This window comes from Rufibacter sp. DG15C, from assembly GCF_001577755.1.
Taxonomy (GTDB): Bacteria; Bacteroidota; Bacteroidia; order Cytophagales; family Hymenobacteraceae; genus Nibribacter.
In genome coordinates this window covers 2,646,983-2,667,815 of sequence record NZ_CP010776.1, presented here as the reverse complement: position 1 = coordinate 2,667,815, position 20,833 = coordinate 2,646,983, and the positions used below count along the sequence as shown (strand labels likewise).

Genomic DNA, 20,833 nt, shown 5'->3' with positions numbered 1-20,833 from the left:
ATCAATTAGTAGTTTCTACAACAGGCAAGACTTCCTGTACTCCAATTCCATAATAGGCAAAGCTCAGTTCTTGGAGCTCTTTTGCATCATAGATATTGCGGCCATCAAATATGACCTTGTTTTTCAGCAGCCTTCCAATCACTTGGAAGTTAGGGGACCTGAACTCTGGCCACTCTGTCACCACCAGCAAAGCATCGGCATCTATAAGAGCATCATATTCATCCTTTGTATACTCTACTCTCTCATTCTTCCCAATCATATGCTGGGCTTCCTTGATCGCCACCGGGTCATAGGCTCTCACGTTGGCACCCTCCGCTAATAGCCTCTCAATAATGACTAAAGAAGGGGCCTCTCGCATATCATCTGTTTTAGGCTTAAAGGAAAGCCCCCAAAGCGCAAACGTTTTCCCTGCTAAGTCACCGTTAAAGTGCTTCATCACTTTCTTAAACAGCACCTCTTTTTGGTTCTCATTTACAGATTCCACCGCTTGGAGGATCTGCATCTGATACCCATTCTCTGCGGCAGTTTTGATTAGGGCCTTTACATCTTTAGGAAAGCAAGAGCCCCCATACCCGATGCCCGGATAAATGAACTTGTTCCCAATCCTGGAATCACTTCCAATTCCCCGGCGAACCATGTTCACATCTGCGCCCATGATTTCACAAAGGTTGGCAATGTCATTCATGAAACTGATTTTGGTAGCCAACATGGAATTAGCCGCGTACTTGGTCATTTCTGCGGATGGGACATCCATAAAGATGATTGGATGGCCGTTTAAAAGGAACGGCTTGTAAAGCTTGCGCATTACCTCTTCCGCCTGCTCAGACTCCACGCCAATGACAATACGATCTGGCTTCAGGAAATCCTCAATGGCAGCCCCTTCTTTCAAGAACTCGGGGTTAGAAGCTACGTCAAACTCTATTGTAGATTGCCGCTTATCTAATTCCTCTGCTACTGCCCGCTTTACTTTTTTAGCTGTACCAACAGGTACTGTACTCTTGGTGATTACCACCAGATAGTCAGTCATGTGTTGACCAATTTCCCTGGCCACGCCGAGCACATACTTTAAATCCGCGCTCCCGTCCTCCCCGGGAGGGGTTCCTACTGCAATAAATGCAGCATCACAACCTTGTATGGCCGTAGCTAAGTTTGTAGAAAAAGTAAGACGCCCTTTTGAAACGTTTCGCAATACCATCTCTTCCAATCCCGGCTCATAAATCGGCAGAATCCCTTTCTTCAGGTCTTCTATCTTCTTTGTATTGACATCTATACACGTTACCTCAATACCTACCTCAGCAAAGCAAGTACCTGTTACCAAGCCAACATAGCCAGTTCCTACTACAGCTATTTTCATAAGTTTATTGTTTTAAAACAGAAGGATTTTTATAAACAATCAATTGTCTTTACATCATCCACTTCTTCCACCAGTGCTGGAAGACCACCAAAGCCCAAATGCGGGCATGGATGTCGCCAGGGTTGCTGGAGAACAGTTGCGCCTTTAATCTTTGAATTTCTTTCACGTTAAAAATGCCCTGGCTTTCAATAAATGCATCTGAAAGTAGGTCATCCATGATCATAGGCTTCAGTTCGTTTTGGAACCACTTTAACAGCGGCACCTCAAACCCGTGCTTCGGTCGTTTGTATAGTTCGGGTGGCAGCATGCCTCTGAAGGCGTCCTGCACAATTTTCTTCTTCATGCTGCCATCAATTTTAGAAGACTGAGGCAAGGAGAAAGCAAAATTGACAACTTTATAATCCAGGAATGGGGTCCTTACCTCTAAACTATTGGCCATAGACATTAAATCCACCTTGGTTAACATGTCATTAGGCAAGACCAGATTCATATCGGTTAACAACACCTCGTTAATGTCACCTTTCTGAGAAAGATGGCTCAGAATCTTCTGGCGTCGTTTTTTATACACATCTTTTGACAAAACGCGCTTCACCTTGCCGCTCAGCATGGATTTGGCATCATCTTCGGTTGCAAAAGAGGCCCAGCGCCAGTAGCGGTCTTTGGCAGACAGGTTCATGCCCTCGGCGAAACGTTGGAACTGACGAATGCGGTTACCCAACGAAGAGTTACGCGATTTAGGCATCATTTCCCAAACCGGTAATAAGGCAGCTACCGTTTCAGCTACAAAACCGCCTTGGCGCACCTTATATTCGGCCATGTGCTTGTTATAGCCAGCAAAGAGCTCATCTGCCCCATCTCCAGACAACGCCACGGTCACTTTCTGACGGGTATGATGACTTAGAATATTCACCGCCAAGGCTGATGAATCGGCGAAGGGTTCATCTATATAGTCAAGCGCCCTGAAGAGGTGCTCGTATAAATCATTGTTGGTAAGGGAAAATACGGTATGGTTGGTCTTGTACTTGTCCGCCACCAACTTTGCATACTTCGTTTCATCAAAGAAGGGTTCATCTTTGTACCCAATAGAGAAGGTATTTAGCTGTTGGGTATGGCGAGAGGCCAAAGCCACAATGACAGAGGAGTCAATCCCACCGCTTAAGAAGGCGCCCAAAGGCACATCTGCAATCATACGGCGCTGCACCGCCCCATCCATAAGGTCCACCAGTTTCTTCTGCTGGGCTTCATAAGAAAGCGGGTTGTTCTTGGCCTTTTTCTCGTCGTACGGAATCTTGTACCAGCGCTTAATCTCGGTTTTGCCTTTTTTGCCAACCCGTAGATAATGCCCAGGCATAAGCTTCTTCACTCCTTTGAAGATGGAGGCTGGAGCCGGAATGTAGTTTAATTGAAGGTACTCATATAGAGACACATAGTCCAGCTTACGCGGAATTCCAAACTCTAGAATCGATTTCATTTCTGAGGCGAACACTAGTTTGTCCTCATCCTGAAACATCAACAGAGGCTTCACCCCCATTCGGTCACGGGCTACAAATAACGTCTCCTCTTCCTTATCATAAATAGCGAAGGCGAAGAAGCCGTTCAACTTCTTCAAAAACTCGGGCCCTTGCTGGATATACAGTTTCAGTAAAACTTCTGTATCTGACTGAGAAAAGAAAGTATAGCCTTGCGCGACAAGCTGAGAACGCAATTCCTGAAAGTTGAAAATCTCACCATTAAATACAATGGTGTAGCGCTCCGCCTCATCCACCATGGGCTGACAGGCAACATCGCTCACATCAATGATAGAGAGTCTCCGGTGCCCTAAACCTACATTCCCATGGGTAAAATGACCCTGAGAATCCGGTCCGCGTTGCTGAAGGGCATCTGTTGTTTGGGGTAAACGTCCGATGGCTTTGCGGCCCTCTTCGGTAAAAGCATAGATTCCTGATATTCCGCACATATTGCCGCAAAGTTACGATTAATAACTGAAATGGTTTTGGCCAGCGGTCTTATCACCATTCCTGGGCTAAAGCTATTCCATGTGGCAACTTGGTAAACACCAACTGAATGCACTTTAATTCAATCTATTACAATTATCGTGAGTTTCTGAAGAAGCAACAGTGCTCTAATCGTTTAATTAGATTTTTACTATATTTCATTGAGACTCCTTCATGCCCTTATTTAACTCTCAAAGACTCCACAGTTTTAATAGGCTGCCCTATTATTAAATATGAAGTAAAACAGCATAGCAATCAACAATCTTAATGAGTGCGGCAGAAACACTTATGGTCCTCATCTATCCACAAAGCAATTTATTGGTTTTAGCAAACCGCTTTTGGCTTGTTTTCTGGAAATGAGGCCAAAAAAGGGCTACATCCTCTTCAACCAGCCCTTAGCGATCCACCTAATCTCCAACTTGAATAGAATATACAAAGTAGTTATCCAACACATGCAATGGTTGGTAGCCTTTAAACTCACTCAAGTACTTTGAATTTTTATTCACCCAAACCAGTGAGATTGAGTGGGTCTTGATATTCTCCAAGATTCCCCTATCCATGGGGAAAATAGGTTGAATCACCTTTGAGACGATTTTTTGTGGTCCTGTATCCAATTTATCCAATGAATTCCTTAACCCTGTAACGTCGTAGGTAAAGAGGTACATCCGGTAGTCATTGGCCCTGCCGTATTCCGTTACATGCGTTGGATAGAGGAATAAGAAAAATTGACTTTCTAATACTTCGTTTTCGTCTACAAAAAGGCCCTTTATTACTTTGCCTTCCCCTATTCTCGCTAACTTATCCTCCAGATTAGGATCATACGCTCTGTTTGTTTTAACTTCTGAGAATGGATAGGTATAGTCAGTGACTAAGAGCATGATCACTAAACAAATCAGGAACTTGCCCTTATCAATTAGATAAGCCAAAATAAAGAAGAAGGCCACCCCAGCTAAGTTTAGCCCCACGCTCTTGAACTGGTACGCGTCTACTGAAAGGCTTTGGAATATCCCAAACAGCCCGTGGTACACTACAAAACAAAGCAATAGCCAGTATCCTAGGTCTCGCAACCAGACCTTTTTAATGAGTGCGGAATAATTGTTTAGAAGGATAAAGGAAAGCAGCACCTTAAAAGGATAAGACAATAATGCCAGTAAGAAAATCCGGTACACCCTTCTCGCCGGCGCGTCACTTATAATTGTTTGAAAGGTCTCTTGCAGGCTCAAGGTCATATATTTATCCGTCACTTTTTCCTTGAAAAGGAAGAAGAACAAGGGATAAGCTACCAGATAGGCCCCAAACAAATAAAAGGTGCGTTTTTCTACCTTATCAAAAAACAAAAGCAGAAACAGGGCCGCCGCAGGCAGAAATAACACATTCTCTATTCCGGCTATCAGCAAGAACCCACAAGCCGCATCATATTTTTTATCATACAACAACTTAGCCACCAGAATCAAAAAAGGCAGTAATACGATGGCTCGCAGGTCTGCGACAGCATGCGGAGGGAAAATCCATTTCAACCCCAGCACCACAAAACCAAAGACGATAAAAACGCCAAGCAGTTTTCTTTTATAGGTATCCAGCCTGTGGGCATAGATAGAGTAGACCGTTAGCACGCACAGGGTTTTCAATAAGGGGAATACAAAATAAAACAGTATCAGGTCACTTTTGGCGTTATAGATTGACTTAAAGAGGCTTGCCAACCAGAATTCCGCGAAATGGTAAAGTGAAACACCAGTAAAACCTTTGAGCACCCCTTCTACACTTACCGTTTCTACCTCCTCATAATACAGTAGACTAACAATGTGGCTGTAGATGTAGCGCTCCCCGTCGTCTGCATGAATATGTTTCAGGTAATTTAAGGGATGATCAAACACGTCCAGTTGAAAGTTGACCTGGACGAAGAAAACCAGAACATAAACGCCTGCCAATACTACCCCAAAACGTAATTTCCCAATGGGGTTTTGAGCTTTCTCCAGACTGAATCTCTTCCTAAATAGAACAATCACCAGCAACAGCAAAACCATGATGGTAATCATGGCAGTTTTCACGATTGCATAAACTGAAACAGCTAAAAGGATCCCAACCCAAAGATTAATAACATTCTGTAAAAACCCAGAAGACCCTTTCAGCTGACGGTCTATGAACAAAGAACCCAGCAAAAAGAAAAAAATGGAAAGGACAACGCCTATTAGAAGAATTGGATACATCAAGTAAACCTTAAGGGCAACTGTAAAGTCAAAGGATATCTGGAAGGTTTAGTGTACGCTTTCTACAATGTACAGCGGCCTTTTCCTGGAGGCATCCAGCGCTCGCCAAACGTATTCCCCAATCACACCCAAGGCAATCATCTGAAAAGAGGAGACAAACAACAAAACTACCATCAAGGCCGTCCATCCCTCTACGGCTACTTGCCCTGTTGCTTTAGCAAACAAGACGAAAACTCCATATAGAAAGGCAATGGACCCTAACACCATACCTGTTACAGAAATGGCCCTAATGGGGTAAAAAGAAAAAGCCAATACGGAGTCTAGAAACAGCTTCAGCTTTTTACTGAAGGTCCATTTGGAGGTACCTATTTCACGCTTTTCTCTTTTATAGGGAATGGTGACATAATCAAAGCCCAGCCACGCCATAAGGTACATGACATTGCTGTTAGGATCTTTTATTTTCAGAATCTCCTCCCGTATTCTCCTATCAAAAAATACAAAGTCAAACCCTCCAGCGGGCAGTTTATCAAAGGCTATTTTACGCATGACCTTATGGAACCCCCAGGAAAAGAAGCGCTGCAACATGGGGTCTTCCCTAACCTCCCTATGCCCTATGATTAGCTTCACGCCATTCTGCCAATAGCCGTACATCCTCACCATCAAGGCAGGCGGGTCCTGCAGGTCAGCGGATATGATGGCCGAACAATCCCCTTCGGCATACTCCATGCCCGCAATGACGGCATTATAAGAACCCACGTTTTTGGCGAGCTTGACCACCTTCACTTTCTCAGGATAGTGCTGCTTAAGCGTCATCAAAACCTGCAACGTGTTGTCTTTTGATCCGTCATCTACAAAAACATACTCCAAGGCTACGTCTTCCGGAAAAAGGTCTTCATTCTCTAATAACCGCAGAAAAGTACTGGGAATGTTATCCTCATTAAAATAGCAAGGGATGATTACGGATACTAATGGCATTGCAATAGTTTAAATCTTCTTAAAAAGTAAAGGGTGCCTTTAAGCACTAAAAGAAAGTATATGGGTGGCTCTTCCAAAGCGAAAGTCCAGCTTCTCACATGTCCTGATGGCTGCCCGGTTGGTGGTTTGGGTGGTATAGGTAACACACAAAGCTTCCTCGGCTTTTGCTTTATAAACTAATTCACTCAACAGCTTATACAAGCCACCTTGATAAGAGGGGCTTACTGCGGCCAAGGCAACATGGAATCTCTTCATGGGCTTGGCTGGCAGTGTTTCCTGAAAAATAGAATACGCCAGAAAGGCATTCACTGGCTGTGCCGATCCTCTTGGCACCAAAACTCCCGCACAAAAGCCATTTAGAGCCTCCTGGGCGTACCTGACCAGGTAAGCATCTGCCTCCTTGGTGGTGAAGTGGATGTCTGCGTGGGTTCTATCAAAAGGATTTCTCTGCTGGGCCGCCAATTGCGCTAAAGCTTCTCCATCCGAAGCCGTGGCAACTCTAACCGGGAAACGCTCATTTGAAAAGTTTACCAGATCCTGTCTGTGATAATGAAGTCGGGTTTCTACCAATTGGATGCCCGCCGCGGTTAAGCATTGCAACAGAAAAACGTCTTCGGAAGGCAGTTCTATGAAACAGTAGGTATTTCCATGCAGAGAAAGGAAAATTTTGAATTGGTGGGCAGCCTGTATGAGTGCCGCAGGCGGACACGGTTGGTACAACACCGTGAAGAGCTTGTAGCAGTTTCTATTGAAAAAAGAGCTGTCCCAGGAAAGTCGCTCAAACAGAAAGACAAATTCATTCCCGTCCACTTGAATGGTTTTGACAGAATCATTTAGTAACGATAAGAGTTTGTTTATGCTAGGCTTCACAAAAAACTGAAACTGCTCTACCGGGCTGAACTCCCGCAAAAAGCTATACGGGCTGTAAAAACCTAGTTCCCCTATTCTAGCCTGGAGCAACGCCTCTAATTCCATACCTGCTTAAACATTGCATAGTCCCTAATGTAATCTGCCTCTTCAAATGCCGTAGACGCCAATACCAGTTGGATGGCGTTGGATGAGTACTGCATGGTATGCCACACATTAGGTGGTACGTAGACGCCTGATTGAGGACTCTCCAACACAAACACCTGTATTTCACCACTGGCAAGCTCTGTGGTCACCAGAATTCGGCCGGTTACGGCAATGATGATCTGTTCTGTGGCATAGTGCGCATGCCTGCCGCGTAAGATGCTCTCTGGTGTATTATAGATCCAGAATACGCGCTTACAATCAAAAGGGAGCACACCGGCCTTCTCTGCAATAGAAATGAAACCAACACTCGGCTCACCTATTACCGGGAATTCAACAAGATATGGTTTCCTTTCTCTGTCCTTCATTTGTAACAATTGCACTAGACTTGGCTGTACATCAGTACCAAGCCCACAGGAAGCAAGGTACAAAATCACTGCCAATGGATAATGCTTCACCTATATTTCGTTTTTGGCCTGTTTCCCAGGAAATAAGCCAAAAATGAAGGACTGCCAAGCAAGCGGCGAAGAACCTATCCTCATGTTTTAAGGTTATTAAACAATTTCTGTAGAGGCAAGGCAGTCCACATTCTTCCGTTTTCCGCTGCCAGTAGTACCAATGAGGTAGCATCGTCCCGCCTTGGACCCCTTCAAAAACTAGAGGTTACGCGCAAACTGATTATCTTTGAGTTGACTTTCCCTGACCCTATGTCCTCAAAACCGACAGCCTTGATTATTGGGGCTGGCCCTGCCGGGCTTACGGCTGCGTTTGAATTCCTTGAGCACACCACGGTGCATCCGGTGGTGGTGGAAGCAACGGAGCGGGTGGGTGGTATTTCTGCCACCATTGAGTACAAAGGCAACCGCATGGACATTGGAGGCCACCGCTTTTTCTCTAAGTCTGACCGGGTCATGGATTGGTGGCTGTCCATCTTGCCTCTGCATCTGGAGCCTGGACAGTCCATAGGATCTCTCGCGTATCAGGGCAAATCCAGGGAAATTCCGGTAGTTACCGCTACAACAGGTGATGCGCCACAAGATGTAATGTTGCTGCGCCAACGCAAATCCCGCATCTTCTTTAGAAGGCAGTTCTTTGACTACCCTCTTTCCTTTTCGCTTGCCACTCTCTCACAGTTGGGCTGGGTCTGGTCGGCCAAGGCCGGATTCAGTTATTTTAAACAAGTAGTCTTCCCGTTAAAGAAGGAGCGCAACCTGGAGGACTTCTTCATCAATAGGTTTGGCAAGCACCTCTACAAGACTTTTTTCAAGTCCTATACTGAGAAGGTCTGGGGCGTGCCCTGCCAACAGATAAGCGCTGAATGGGGTGCCCAGCGCATCAAAGCCTTGTCCATCACCGAAGCGGTCAAACACTTTCTGCGGCAGCAGTTCTTCACTCCCAAAGGGGATTTCACCCAGAAGGACACTCAAACCTCCCTTATTGAGCAGTTCCTATACCCCAAACTGGGCCCTGGGCATTTATGGGAGGTGGTAACCCGCAAAGTGAGAGAGAAAGGCGGCGAGGTGCATCTGCACCAGAAAGTGGTGGGTTTGGAGCTGACAGGCAATAGAATCACCTCGGTGACCATTCATAATTCAGAGATCAAACAGGATTACACTCTTTCCCCGGAGTATGTCATCTCCACAATGCCTATTAGGGACTTGGTATCCGCTTTAGGCGAGGCCGTCCCTCAGGAGGTGCGCGAGATAAGCGAGCACCTCCCCTACCGGAACTTCCTGACGGTGGGTATCCTATTGCACAAACTGGCCATCCAGGAAGGAGAAGACCCGCTCATCCATGACAACTGGATATACATCCAAGAGCCAGACGTCCTGGCCGGCAGGTTGCAGATCTTCAATAATTGGAGTCCTTACCTGGTAAGAGACCCGGACACGGTGTGGTTGGGGGTGGAGTATTTCTGCCAGGGCGAAGACGCGCTTTGGCACATGAGCGAACCCGAGCTGAAACAGTTGGCCATAGACGAACTAGACAAGTTGGGCATCATCTCCGCAGATCAGGTCATAGACAGCACCGTCTTTAAAATGCCGAAGGCTTATCCGGCTTATTTCGGTTCCTATACAGAATTCCCAAAGGTGCAGGCGTTTTTAGACGGTATAGAAAACCTGTTTCTGGTAGGGAGGAACGGCATGCACAAGTACAACAACCAGGACCATTCCATGCTTACCGCCATGCTGGCCGTGGAGAACATTACCAGCGGACGCACGGACAAGTTCAACCTTTGGGAGGTGAACACAGAGCAGGAGTACCATGAGGGTTCTTCAGAGAAGTAACCGCATGCTTAGCAAGAATACTAAACTGGCGGGCGTCTTCACGCTCCTATACGCCTGCCTGCTGGCCTTTTTCATGCAATACCATGAGTTGTGGTTTGACGAGACAGAGCCATGGTTGCTGGCCTTGTACAGTGACACTTATGCAGACCTGCTATATAACAAGAAGTTTGAGGGCCATCCCAACCTCTGGTACAGCCTCTTGTTCGTGGTTACTAGGTTCACAGACAATTTAAACGCCTTGAAGGTAACGCAGTGGGCGTGCGCTGTGGCTTTTATATTTGTCTTTCTAAGAAAAGCTCCCTTCTCTTGGGCGTTTAAACTACTCTTTTGCTTTGGATATTACGGGCTGTTTGAATACGGCCTTATTAGCCGACTATATGCTATAGAACTAGTCACTCTATTTTTGATTTGCACCTTCTACCCAAAGAGGTTCACGCATTGGTATGGGTACATTTTCCTATTAGTCCTCAATGCCCAAACCAATCTCTTCGGGTTTCTCATATCCGGTGTTTTAGGCCTCTTGCTGTTTTCAGAGGCTTTTAAGTTATGGAAAGAGTCTCCTCAATGGATGCCGTTGCCAAAGGGTCATCAACTGGCAGGGATTGGCCTATGGGGGCTAGGTTGCCTGTATTCTTTCTGGAGCATGTTGCGCCCGGTAGAGCCGCACAGAGAGTTTTTCCCTTTTCAAAAGGTGTATTACGTCTTCCAGTCTGCTACCAGAATATGGCAGTCATTCTTTACGATACCCCAATCACATGTCACCTTCTGGAACTCCTCTATTCTTAAAACTTCAACAGAGATTCCGCTATCACTCCTCTTGTTGCTTTTTCTGGTGCTGGCCTTTTATAAAAACAAGAGGCTGTTGCTCCCCCTCCTGCTTCTTTATTCCTTCCTACTTTTATTTTTCTCCTTTAAGTTTGAGGGAGCCATACGGCATCATGCCCATTACTTTTTCTATGCGTTGGCGTTCCTCTGGATCAAGACCTTTTATCCAGAGGAACCGTCCTCTGCTCCATCTCGCGGGCAAAGACTACTGCAATGGGTAGATTCACTTATCCCCAAACTATTTTTGTTTTTTGCCCTGGCTCAATTCATTGGGGGCGCTAAAGCCCTTTATGTGGATTGTAAATACCCTTTTTACCCCGGAAAAGATGCGGCTGAATTTCTACAATCCTTGCCTGCGTCCTATACCATTACCATTGAGGATGATGTCACGGCTTCTACTATTTCCGCCTATCTAGGCAAGCCACTTTGGCATCTACCCAACGGAAACCACTCTACTTTTTTCCGGCTCAACCTCCTAGAAGGCCATGCTCCCCGCAAATTTGTCTTATTTGACTGGGCCAGCGCTATGGCGCAACAGCAGAAGGCACCAGTCATCTTCATCTCCAGGTTTGAAATTCCCTATCAATGGCACGCCACGCCGGTAAAGTTTTTAAAAGCGTTTAAGGGTGATTACATGAATCCCTACTCTTTCTATGTCTATGAGATTCCCCCATACCCTTTGCCTAAACAACAGATAACCGCCGAGCCGCCGGTAGGTGGAGTAGAAAAATAGTCTACCTCCGTTTTTGGCCTCATTTCCCCAAAACAGCCTAAAAACGATACCGCACCTGCACCCTAACATCGGTTCTTCTGGGTCCTTGAATCTCCTCCAAGCCTGAGCTCACCGTATATTGGTTCCTATATTGGGTGAGGCTGAGTTTGGCCCAGACATCCAGGTGCTGGTTGAGTTGGTGCTGGGCCAATAGGTAGACGTGTGTGCCGGTGCCCGTGAATACTGGAATAGAAAAGGCATAGAGCACATCCTGCTCGGGGGCATATTGCCGGGCGTCGTAGCCGTCTGTGTCAAAGAGGGAATAGCGGGCGCTTAGCCGAGTACTATTCCGGTCCCAGGTCACGTCTTGCGCCATCAGATAGCCTTTTTGCTTTTCTCCAGATTGCTGAAACTGACTCATCTGTACCCGTGACCTCAGCCTGAGCGAAGGCAAGGGGCTCACATCCAGCAAGAGCAACAGCCGCTGCGATTGCGTTTCAGTGACCTGGGCCAAAGCATTTCCTTCCGCAGTTTCGTTGCGGGCTTTGCGTTCCTGTTGAAACTGGGCATAGAGCAGGGTGGTTTTGGAGGGCACAAACTGCAGTCGCAGCAAATACTCGTCACCATCTGAGGGCGCTTCTACCCTGTAGCGTAGCCAAGGAAACCGGAACCGGTCATAAAAGGCGGTGAGCTGCCAACGGTTGCTCAACTTCAGTTTAAGGCCGGAGTAAAAGCCGTCCTCGTTCTGGTTGCGCGTGCTTTCGCCGAAGGCATTGCCATAGAGACTCTGGAAATCCCTGGCATAATGGCGGTACACGAAGGCCATCTCCACGCGTTCAGACAAGCTGGCCAATATCCCATTTACTGTGCCTAATCCGCCATTTTCTGACCTAGCTGTTTCTCCGAAGAAGTTGAAATTCTGCCAAAGGTAGCTGTAGTGCAGGCCTACCCCGCTGTTCTGCCTTCCGCTAAAAGTAAACAAGTTGTAGGGCTCCGGCCTCTTCTGCAAGGACAGGTTGTAGCGGGTAGTCAGGGCGGTCAAACCAATGCTTAAGGTTTGCGCGAGATTTCTATAGGTGACATCGCCGCCCATCACCTGCTCCCTGGCTCTGTTGCGGTTGGTAAACTCAGTGGGCGTGCGGTACAGGCCCGAGGTCTGGATACTGCCCAGTCTGCCAATTTCTTCGATTAACTCCTCTTCGTTCTGCGCTGTTTCAGACACAGAGGCGTCCACTTTTCTATTAGAGTAAAAGAGGGTGCTTTCCAGTCTTCGCCAACGGTGGGTGGCAGCCATTCCTCTGAAGAAATTAGTTTCCATGGCCGAGGTATGCGGCCGAATGCCCACCTGACTGCGTCTCACGGTGGTAATGGTTTCTGAGCCCTTCCCTACCCCCAAACCACTCGAAAGCAACAGACCCTGCCCAAACTGCAATTGATAATCGCCGACCGCTATGGTTTTGAACTGGCCTCTGTCATACAACTGCGCGTGGAAGGAGTAGAAATCAAACCCATACAGGCGTTGGCTAGGGCTCCAGGAAAACTGCTCCCCGGCATCTTTCTCGGCGGTGAGGCCAAAACTGAAGTCTTTTGCTTGACTGAGTCTGTACCTAAGCAAGTATTTATCTGGTGAACCCAAGTAACGGGTAGTGGAACGGCCTTCGGGAGCAGTATAGCCTCTTTGTTCCTGTAAGGTTCTATCATAGCGCAGCAGCAGAGAATGATTATCGGCCTGTTTAATTCTTTCCCGCCATGTCCTCTGCCCTGTATGCCCTTGGCCTTGAACCGTTACAAATGGCAATAATCTTCTAATAGTGAGTAGGTCAAACCCCGGAATGGCCTGCAATTCATATAAGCTCAACAGCCTGCCGTTCTCTGCTATGTGTTGGAGTAAACTGGATATCTGACTTTCTGACAAGAGCCACAGTCCGCGCAGCTCTTCCCGGCTGGCGCGGTTTAGGTCTAAAGGCTGCCGGTAATATTGGAGTAGGGTCTCATATAAATCCTCATAAGTTACAGTGTTTTCATCATTCTGCTGGGCGAACAGTTCTTGGACCAACAACTCCACATCTACCGCCTGCCTGGGGATTTCTTGTGCCCACACTGGAAGCCGTTTTAAGGCTATAATCAGGAAAACAAGCCAAAAACGCTTCATGGCTGCTTGCCCCATTGGTACACCAACGACAAGGCATTGCTCACGCCCAACCTACTTTGCGCGCCTAAACCATATCCTATTTGAAACTGCTTGAATTTTACTTCTATGCCGCCGGTGGCCGAACGGGTACCGGAGTTGAAACCCGTGCGCAGGGCCAAGGCTGGGATAACTTGGTACTCAACACCAGCTTTCACGGCGGCATCAGCTTCCAACTCTTTCTCAATTTCAGCCACCAGCAGGACTTTGGTAGCGGCTTGGTAACTCAAGCCAATCTTCATGACGGTGGGCACTCGTTCATCCTCGAACTCGGCTAATTTGGCTTGGTTTAGGTTGTAGATGTGGGCGCCAAACGTGAGGCCGGGAATGACCTCTGACTGTCCGCCTACGCTAAGGGCCACGGTTTTCCGGCTTCCCCACTCTTTTACGCGCACTTGCAACACGTCTGCCTTCAGGCCTAACCGTACTTGTCCTAACTGGTGTGCCACGCCAATGCCCAGACGTTGTTCATTGTATAACTCGCCACCGTAGCGTTGCACGTCCAGTCCAACGGTTCCCCACTTGCCAGAAGGATACACGGCAAGCAATCCTACCGTTGTCAGCTCTTGAATAGTGAACCTGTTGTGCGCGAAGGCTCCCAAAGAAGGATGTTCTACCCCAGCGATGCCGGCCGGGTTATTGGAAAGCGCCCAAACATCTGACAGCGTCACAGACGCTCCGCCTAAGGCCATGCTTCTGGCACCGGTGGGTGCGTTGTAAAGCTGAGCCTGTGCAAACTCGCTAAAGAGAAGAAAATAGAAAGCAAGGATAAACCGTAGAGGATGTGACATAGGCACAGGGGTTAGCCGATTTTCCTCCTACGTACATCAGTTAAAATTGGTACTATCAGCTATATATACTTTTACTATATTTATAAAAGCATCCATATGCATCATCATGAAGAAATTCTTTACTTCTCTCTCCTTTACCGCCAGCGTTGGCTTTATGCTTTCCTTTGCTTCTGCAAGCGCTGGGCCAACGGCTGCCACCTTTTATAATGCCAGGTGCACCGCTACGGCTAAGTCTACTGGCAAGCAGTGTAAAAACAAGCAGTGGGGAAAGTGCGAAAGGGTATTATGCTATGTCCATTGTAAATAGTTGAAACGATAAGCTTTACTCTATTAAAAACAAAAACGCCCGATGCAGATGCACCGGGCGTTTTTAGGGTATTTTCTGGAAACTAAGCCAAAAACGATTAGTTCTTCTGCTTCTTGGTTTCGCGCTTGATTTTGGTCTCTTTGCCTTTCTTTTTGATTTTGATTTCCTCAGTAGGTGTCTCTACTTCCATCTTGCCGTCCATCTTCATGTCGTTCAAAGATGGGTTGAACTGGGTGTTGGGGTTACCGTTATTGACCAAGGTCATCTCATTGATCAGGTGACCAGCGTTGCCCAGTTTGTCCATCACGAAGAGCACGTATTTGATGTCTACGTTGATGCAACGCTTGTACTCAGGGTCAAATACTAAGTCACCGGTCATGGCTTCCCAGTTACCGTCAAAGGCCAAACCAATCAACTCACCTCTACCATTGATTACCGGCGAACCTGAGTTACCACCCGTAATGTCATTGTTGGTGATGAAGGCTACGCGCATCTCGCCGTTGTCTGCGTACTTGCCATAGTCTTTCTTGGCAGCCAGTTCCATCAACTTGGCAGGCACAATGAACTCCTCATTGGTTGGGTCTTCTTTGGCAGCCAATCCGTCTAGCGTAGTGTAGTACTTGTACTCCACACCATCACGCGGCTCATAGCCTTTCACGGTACCGTAGCTTAAACGAAGCGTAGAGTTAGCATCTGGATAGTACACTTTATTCGGGTTCATCTCACGCAAACCGGCTACGTACAAGCGGTTGGCTTTGGCCAGCGACGCGTTGTACTCGGTTAGCTTAGGCAAGATGTTGGCAGTGTAGTTCTGCTGAACGGCACGCACTACTTTGAACGCTGGGTCATTCTCCAGAGCTTTCAAGGTGGGGTTGGCCAGGAACGCGTTGGCTTTGGCCTCAGTGCCTAAGATAGACTTGCTGTAGATGTCTGCCGCCCATTTCTTGAAGTCACCTTTGTAAGTAGACGTCAGGTCTTTAAAGATGTCACCGTGCTGTGCTTTTGGCACGTCATTGTAGTACATCTGCATCAGCTCAGCAAACATGCGCTGGTCTGTAGACGCCAGGTAGCTCTTGTAGAACTCCTCGTTCATCTCCTTCACGCCGGCCATCAACTGGTCACGCTGGGCTTTGTCGGCTTTGCCTTCTTTCAGCATATTGTAAACTGGGGTGTACTGGTAAGCATGCATCATCAACTGAGGCGCCAAAGCGGCTTCAGAACGGTAGATGGCTGACAAGTTGTATTCGCGCTGACCAGCGTAAGAGGCGTTGATGTCAGAAAGGGCGCTTCCGTAAAGGCCTTTGCGGGTGGCATCGGCATCAGCCCAAGTTTGGAAGGCTTTCTCTTCGGTGGCTTTCTTGTTAAGCGTTTTCATACGCTTGATGCCCTCGTTCTGCCCAATGTAGTATTTGTAGTAGTTGCTGATACTGGCGTAGTTAGAGGCCAGTTTCAGACGGTTGGCCTGCGAGGCGTCCATGGCTTCTTTCATGATGGCCAAACGGCGCTCGCGCAATTTGATACGCGCTGGGTTAGACTGATCTACCGCCATGCTCAAGCCAGAACCGGCCATGAAACGCGTGGTACGGCCCGGGAACCCGAACACCATAGAGAAGTCACCTTCTTTCACGCCGCTCATAGAGATAGGCAAGTGGTGCTTTGGCTTATAAGGCACGTTCTTGTCTGAGTAGGTAGCCGGCTTGCCGTCTGGGCTCATGTACACTCTAAACATGGAGAAGTCGCCGGTATGACGTGGCCACATCCAGTTGTCTGTGTCACCACCAAACTTACCAACGCTTTCTGGCGGCGTGCCTACCAGACGTACGTCTGAGAAACGCTCATAGACAAACAAATAGAACTCGTTGCCATTGTAGAAGTCGCGCACGTAGGCCACGTACTGACCGTTGTTCTTGGCGGCATCTGCCAGAGACTTGGTGCGCTCAGCCACTAATTTGGCACGCTCCTGCTCAGACGTCTGGGCCGTGATTCCCTGCAACACCTGACCCGACACGTCTTCCATGCGCACCAAGATGTCTACAAACAGACCTTCGTTCTTTCTTTCCTCCTGACGAGTCTTGGCCCAGAAGCCATCACGCAACAAGTTGTTCTCTGGGGTTGAGTTAGACGCAATGGCATCATACCCGCAGTGGTGGTTGGTCAAGAGTAAGCCCTCCTTAGAGATGAACTCACCGGTACAAAAGCCCCCGAACTGCACGATGGCATCCTTCAAGCTGGCGTTGTTGACGTTGTAAATCTCCTCGGCGGTAAGCTGCAGGCCTTGCTTCTGCATGTCTACCATGTTGAGGCGTTTTACCAAGAGCGGGAGCCACATCCCTTCATCTGCCTTGGCAGAGAAAGAAGCGCCCAAACTGATGGCTAACACAAATGCATATATCTTTTTAAGCATAACGTTTGTTAGTTAGTACAGGCCAAAGATACACATTTGTGCATTTTTTTGCCGATACTAGCAGAAGAAGTACCTGAACGCCTCACTTTATGCAGGCCGATGGTCGTTATGAAAGAAAAGGAGTACGCGTATGCAGTGGCTGAATTGGGTTTTTAAGCAGTTGTTTCTGGGTTTGGTCTGGCTGTACCGCTACACCATTTCGCCGCTCACGCCGGGCAGTTGCCGCTTCACGCCCACCTGCTCGGCCTTCGCCCACCAAGCCATTGTCAAGTACGGTCCTTTCAAAGGCGGCTGGATGGCCTTGAAACGAATTGGTCGATGCCATCCTTGGGGCGGGCACGGTTATGACCCGGTGCCTTAATGCTTAAACCTGTTTATCTCGAATCAACATGAGGTTTATTAATCAGATCTTCGCTCTCTCAATAATATGTATTTCAATTTTTTGTAAACCATCAGACATGCCAAGAAGTCGTTCTACTATGAGAAAGGACCAGCAACAGCTTAGGAAAGACTATGCTTTGTGCATGTGCCTGCGCAAAACCTATTCAAAGGAAACAGCTTCAAAAATTCAGGAAGAAGATATTACCAGAGGGGTTTTAATAGACATCAGTGACTTATATGTTCTCTACCTTAAGTTAGATAGCCTTGCCCAGGAGGCCTCCAACAGAATCACACCAAGCGTTATCTCTGACCATGAAGGCAAGTCATTTGTTCTATTAAACTGCCTTAATTTTTACCGGTCAAAGGAGCTGGACAAATTTGTCAAGGCACTAATGTCAGAATATTAAGCAGGTCCTTCAATAATTCACCTCATATAAAGCATTTCCATTTCGAAACTAAATTACCATGGACCAATTCTTACAAGCAGCATTTGAAGAAGCGCAGAAAGGCTACAACGAGGGCGGCATTCCCATCGGGTCTGTCTTGGTGCACAACGGAAAAATCATTGGCCGGGGGCACAACAAGCGGGTGCAGAACGGCAGCCCCATTTTGCACGGCGAAATGGATGCGCTGGAGAACGCGGGACGGCAACCGGCCTCTGTGTACAAGGAATGCACCATCTACACCACCCTTTCACCCTGCCCCATGTGTTCAGGTACCATTTTGCTATATGGCATTCCCAGAGTGGTGGTGGGAGAGAACAAGACCTTCATGGGCGAAGAGGAACTGCTCAAAAGCCGAGGCGTGGACGTCACCGTGGTTGATAGCCAGGAGTGTTACCAACTTATGCAGCAGTTTATCCAAGAGAAACCTTCGCTCTGGAACGAGGACATAGGCGTGTAACTAAATAGTATCGTCATTTTAGGCTTATTTCCTAGAAAATAGGCCAAAAACGCCTAGTGCAAATAGCCCGCTGGAAAACTAATGGGGCCTTGCATTTCGTTAGTATAGAAGGCAGGTTTCTGCCTTTAACAGACGCATCCATGAAACGACTCTTTTTCATCTACTTTTTAGGCTTGATTCCTTTGCTCAGTTGCCAAAGCGCCTCTGACCAAGGTACCAAGCCACAGGCCACAGCTACCGTTCCTACGCAGCCCATTACCTCAGAGCAGACCAAGAACCCCTACTACTCTCGCACAGACACCACCAAATTGAAACTGTCTGATGCTGAATGGAAGAACGTGTTAACGCCCGAAGTGTACGCCGTGGCCCGCCAGAAAGGCACCGAGCGCGCGTTTACTGGCAAGCTTTGGGACTTCACAGGCAAAGGCACGTACTATTGCGCCGCCTGCGGAAACAAGCTCTTCGCCTCTGACGCCAAGTTTGCCACAGACTGCGGCTGGCCTAGCTTTTTTGAGACTTTTAGAAAGAACGCGGTTGTTTACAAAGAAGACAAATCCTATGGTATGGACCGCATTGAGGTGTTGTGCGGGCGCTGTGACGGTCATTTAGGGCATTTGTTTGACGATGGCCCACCCCCAACCTACAAGCGCTACTGCATGAATTCCATCTCCCTGGACTTTGTGCCCAATAATGGTTTGCAAGTAAATAATTAAGGCACTTAGTATTCAAACAGTCAAGAACCGCCTCCTGTCCCACCCCGGCATGAGGCGGTTCTGTTTTCATCAGGTAGCAAAGGCGGTATGCATTACTAAAATTCATTGTTTCCTTTCTACCTTGTCCCCGTATTTTCATGAAACTGAAAGGCACATTGAATGGCGTTAGAAAAACGGGACTTTGATGCAGTAGTGGTAGGCTCCGGGCCGAACGGCTTGGCCGCGGCCATTGCCCTACAGGAACAGGGATTGTCGGTGCTGCTCCTGGAGTCCAAGGACACCATTGGCGGCGGATTGCGCACCAAAGAACTAACGCTTCCCGGCTTTCACCATGACGTCTGCTCGGCTATCCATCCCCTGGCCGAGTCTCCTTATTTCAAGACCTTGCCGCTGGCCCAGCATGGACTGGAGTACATTTACCCGCCAGTGGCAGCCGCCCACCCCTTTGACGGTGGTACGGCGGCGGCGCTTATGCATTCCTTACCTGAAACCGCGCTGCACCTGGGTAAGGACAAAAAGGCGTATGAGCAATTGATGACCGCTCTGGTAAAGGACTGGCCCAGTTTGGCGCCTACCGTCTTGGGCCCGCTGCAATTCCCGAAGGACCCTGTGGCCATGGCGAAATTCGGAATAAAAGCCATGGCGCCGGCCACTACTCTAGCCGATTTGGTCTTTACCACTAAGAAAGCGAGAGGCCTGTGGGCGGGTATGGCAGCACACTCTATTCAGCCGTTGAGCAATATGGCTACCTCAGCTATTGGATTGGTCCTACTGGCGCAGGCGCATTTGCATGGTTGGCCCTTGCCCAAGGGCGGTTCGCAGAGCATCGCCAATGCCTTGGCGGCTTATTTCACCTCATTAGGCGGAAAGATTGAGACCAACGTGCATGTCAGGTCGTTGCAGCAACTGCCCTCCTCGCACGCGGTCTTGCTGGACGTCACGCCCAAACAATTACTGGAGATAGCAGGTCAACCCTTCTCCTCTGTCTACCAATGGCAGCTGAAACGTTACCGCTACGGCATGGGCGTCTTCAAAATTGACTGGGCCTTGGACGGACCCGTTCCCTTCACCGCGCCAGAATGTAGACAGGCCGGCACGGTGCATCTGGGGAATACTTTAGAGGAAATCGCGCAAGCAGAAAAACTCACGGCCCAGGGCCAGCACCCCGAAAAACCGTTTGTCTTAATGGCGCAGCAAAGCGTCTTCGACCCCAGCAGAGCGCCAGAAGGGAAGCACACCGCCTGGGCCTATTGCCACGTGCCCAACGGCTCCACCCAAGACATGACGCAGGCTATAGAGAACCAGATGGAGCGGTTCGCGCCGGGGTTCAAGGACTTGGTTCTGGCCCGTCACACTATGAACACCCACCAGATGGAGGCCTACAACCCCAACTACATTGGCGGCGACATCAATGGGGGCATCATTGATTTGGGGCAGTTGTTCACGCGTCCGGCATTAAGGGCCTCGCCGTACAGGACCTCGGCCAAAGGCATTTACCTCTGCTCCTCTTCCACCCCTCCGGGCGGCGGCGTGCACGGCATGTGCGGCTACCATGCGGCAGACCGCGCCCTCAAAGACATCTTTAAGCTCAAGGCTAAACCGCTAAGCTGATTGCCGGCGTGACCACCTCGTTTTTGGCCTGATTTCTGGAAAACAGGCCAAAAACGAGGTGGTTTATATCTAGTCAACCTTTTTATCTGGATTCTGCTCAGAACCTCTCCAGCCAGCCGTAGCACCTTCTTAAGGTTAAATTTCTGTTAACTTCTAGGAGTGGGCTTCG

General features: G+C 48.3%; 16 protein-coding genes. 7 read left to right on the top strand and 9 right to left on the bottom strand.

Going from position 1 to position 20,833, the window contains the following annotated elements; genetic code table 11:
- Window position 1 precedes the first annotated feature (1 nt).
- The 6 genes from TH61_RS11385 to TH61_RS11360 all read right to left on the bottom strand — a co-directional run bounded on the left by TH61_RS11385 (window position 2) and on the right by TH61_RS11360 (window position 7,909).
- Window positions 2-1,354: a UDP-glucose/GDP-mannose dehydrogenase family protein gene (locus TH61_RS11385; protein ID WP_066509241.1), complete on the bottom strand. Its 1,353-nt coding sequence runs from the start codon at window positions 1,352-1,354 to the stop codon at window positions 2-4.
- A 49-nt stretch (window positions 1,355-1,403) separates the two neighbouring features.
- Window positions 1,404-3,311 carry an asparagine synthase (glutamine-hydrolyzing) gene (asnB, locus tag TH61_RS11380; protein WP_066509239.1) on the bottom strand — a complete coding sequence of 636 codons (1,908 nt, stop codon included), beginning with the start codon at window positions 3,309-3,311 and terminating at the stop codon, window positions 1,404-1,406.
- A gap of 444 nt (window positions 3,312-3,755) precedes the next feature.
- On the bottom strand, window positions 3,756-5,555 hold the full coding sequence (locus TH61_RS11375) for a hypothetical protein (RefSeq protein WP_066509238.1): 1,800 nt from the start codon (window positions 5,553-5,555) through the stop codon (window positions 3,756-3,758).
- Window positions 5,556-5,603: 48 nt separating this feature from the next.
- Window positions 5,604-6,530 (bottom strand): glycosyltransferase family 2 protein, encoded by a 927-nt coding sequence (locus TH61_RS11370; RefSeq protein WP_066509236.1) that lies wholly within the window; start codon window positions 6,528-6,530, stop codon window positions 5,604-5,606.
- A gap of 39 nt (window positions 6,531-6,569) precedes the next feature.
- Window positions 6,570-7,505, bottom strand: coding sequence for a GNAT family N-acetyltransferase (locus TH61_RS11365; RefSeq protein WP_066509234.1), 936 nt, complete (start codon window positions 7,503-7,505; stop codon window positions 6,570-6,572).
- Entirely contained in the window at window positions 7,496-7,909 is a 414-nt protein-coding gene (locus TH61_RS11360; protein WP_066509232.1) for an FdtA/QdtA family cupin domain-containing protein, read from the bottom strand. Before TH61_RS11360 ends, TH61_RS11365 begins: the two co-directional genes overlap by 10 nt.
- Before the next feature lie 339 nt (window positions 7,910-8,248).
- Between TH61_RS11360 and TH61_RS11355 the strand changes: the two genes are divergently transcribed.
- Together TH61_RS11355 and TH61_RS11350 are read left to right on the top strand one after the other, a co-directional pair.
- The gene (locus TH61_RS11355; protein ID WP_066512800.1) at window positions 8,249-9,829 is read left to right on the top strand and encodes an NAD(P)/FAD-dependent oxidoreductase; all 1,581 of its coding nucleotides are present in this window, start codon (window positions 8,249-8,251) and stop codon (window positions 9,827-9,829) included.
- Between the two features lie 4 nt (window positions 9,830-9,833).
- A complete protein-coding gene (locus TH61_RS11350) occupies window positions 9,834-11,387 on the top strand; it encodes a hypothetical protein (RefSeq protein WP_066509231.1) in 1,554 nt (517 codons plus the stop codon).
- Window positions 11,388-11,424: 37 nt separating this feature from the next.
- On the opposite strand, the gene TH61_RS11345 is transcribed toward TH61_RS11350, so the two are convergent.
- From TH61_RS11345 to TH61_RS11335, 3 genes are all read right to left on the bottom strand, one after another.
- Window positions 11,425-13,467, bottom strand: a complete 2,043-nt coding sequence (locus TH61_RS11345; protein WP_231862210.1) for a helix-hairpin-helix domain-containing protein — start codon at window positions 13,465-13,467, stop codon at window positions 11,425-11,427.
- 47 nt (window positions 13,468-13,514) lie between these two features.
- Complete coding sequence (locus TH61_RS11340; RefSeq protein WP_157600691.1) at window positions 13,515-14,345, bottom strand: hypothetical protein; 831 nt, start codon at window positions 14,343-14,345, stop codon at window positions 13,515-13,517.
- A 404-nt stretch (window positions 14,346-14,749) separates the two neighbouring features.
- A complete protein-coding gene (locus TH61_RS11335) occupies window positions 14,750-17,056 on the bottom strand; it encodes a S46 family peptidase (RefSeq protein ID WP_066509227.1) in 2,307 nt (768 codons plus the stop codon).
- Window positions 17,057-17,186: 130 nt separating this feature from the next.
- Between TH61_RS11335 and yidD the strand changes: the two genes are divergently transcribed.
- The 5 genes from yidD to TH61_RS11310 all read left to right on the top strand — a co-directional run bounded on the left by yidD (window position 17,187) and on the right by TH61_RS11310 (window position 20,664).
- On the top strand, window positions 17,187-17,417 hold the full coding sequence (gene yidD, locus TH61_RS11330; RefSeq protein ID WP_066509226.1) for a membrane protein insertion efficiency factor YidD: 231 nt from the start codon (window positions 17,187-17,189) through the stop codon (window positions 17,415-17,417).
- Between the two features lie 118 nt (window positions 17,418-17,535).
- Window positions 17,536-17,844, top strand: a complete 309-nt coding sequence (locus TH61_RS11325) for a T6SS amidase immunity protein Tai4 family protein (RefSeq protein WP_066509224.1) — start codon at window positions 17,536-17,538, stop codon at window positions 17,842-17,844.
- Window positions 17,845-17,902: 58 nt separating this feature from the next.
- The gene (locus tag TH61_RS11320; RefSeq protein ID WP_066509222.1) at window positions 17,903-18,340 is read left to right on the top strand and encodes a nucleoside deaminase; all 438 of its coding nucleotides are present in this window, start codon (window positions 17,903-17,905) and stop codon (window positions 18,338-18,340) included.
- A gap of 140 nt (window positions 18,341-18,480) precedes the next feature.
- Window positions 18,481-19,053 (top strand): peptide-methionine (R)-S-oxide reductase MsrB, encoded by a 573-nt coding sequence (gene msrB / locus TH61_RS11315; RefSeq protein WP_066509221.1) that lies wholly within the window; start codon window positions 18,481-18,483, stop codon window positions 19,051-19,053.
- 159 nt (window positions 19,054-19,212) lie between these two features.
- Window positions 19,213-20,664 carry an NAD(P)/FAD-dependent oxidoreductase gene (locus TH61_RS11310; RefSeq protein ID WP_066509220.1) on the top strand — a complete coding sequence of 484 codons (1,452 nt, stop codon included), beginning with the start codon at window positions 19,213-19,215 and terminating at the stop codon, window positions 20,662-20,664.
- Window positions 20,665-20,833: the final 169 nt, after the last annotated feature.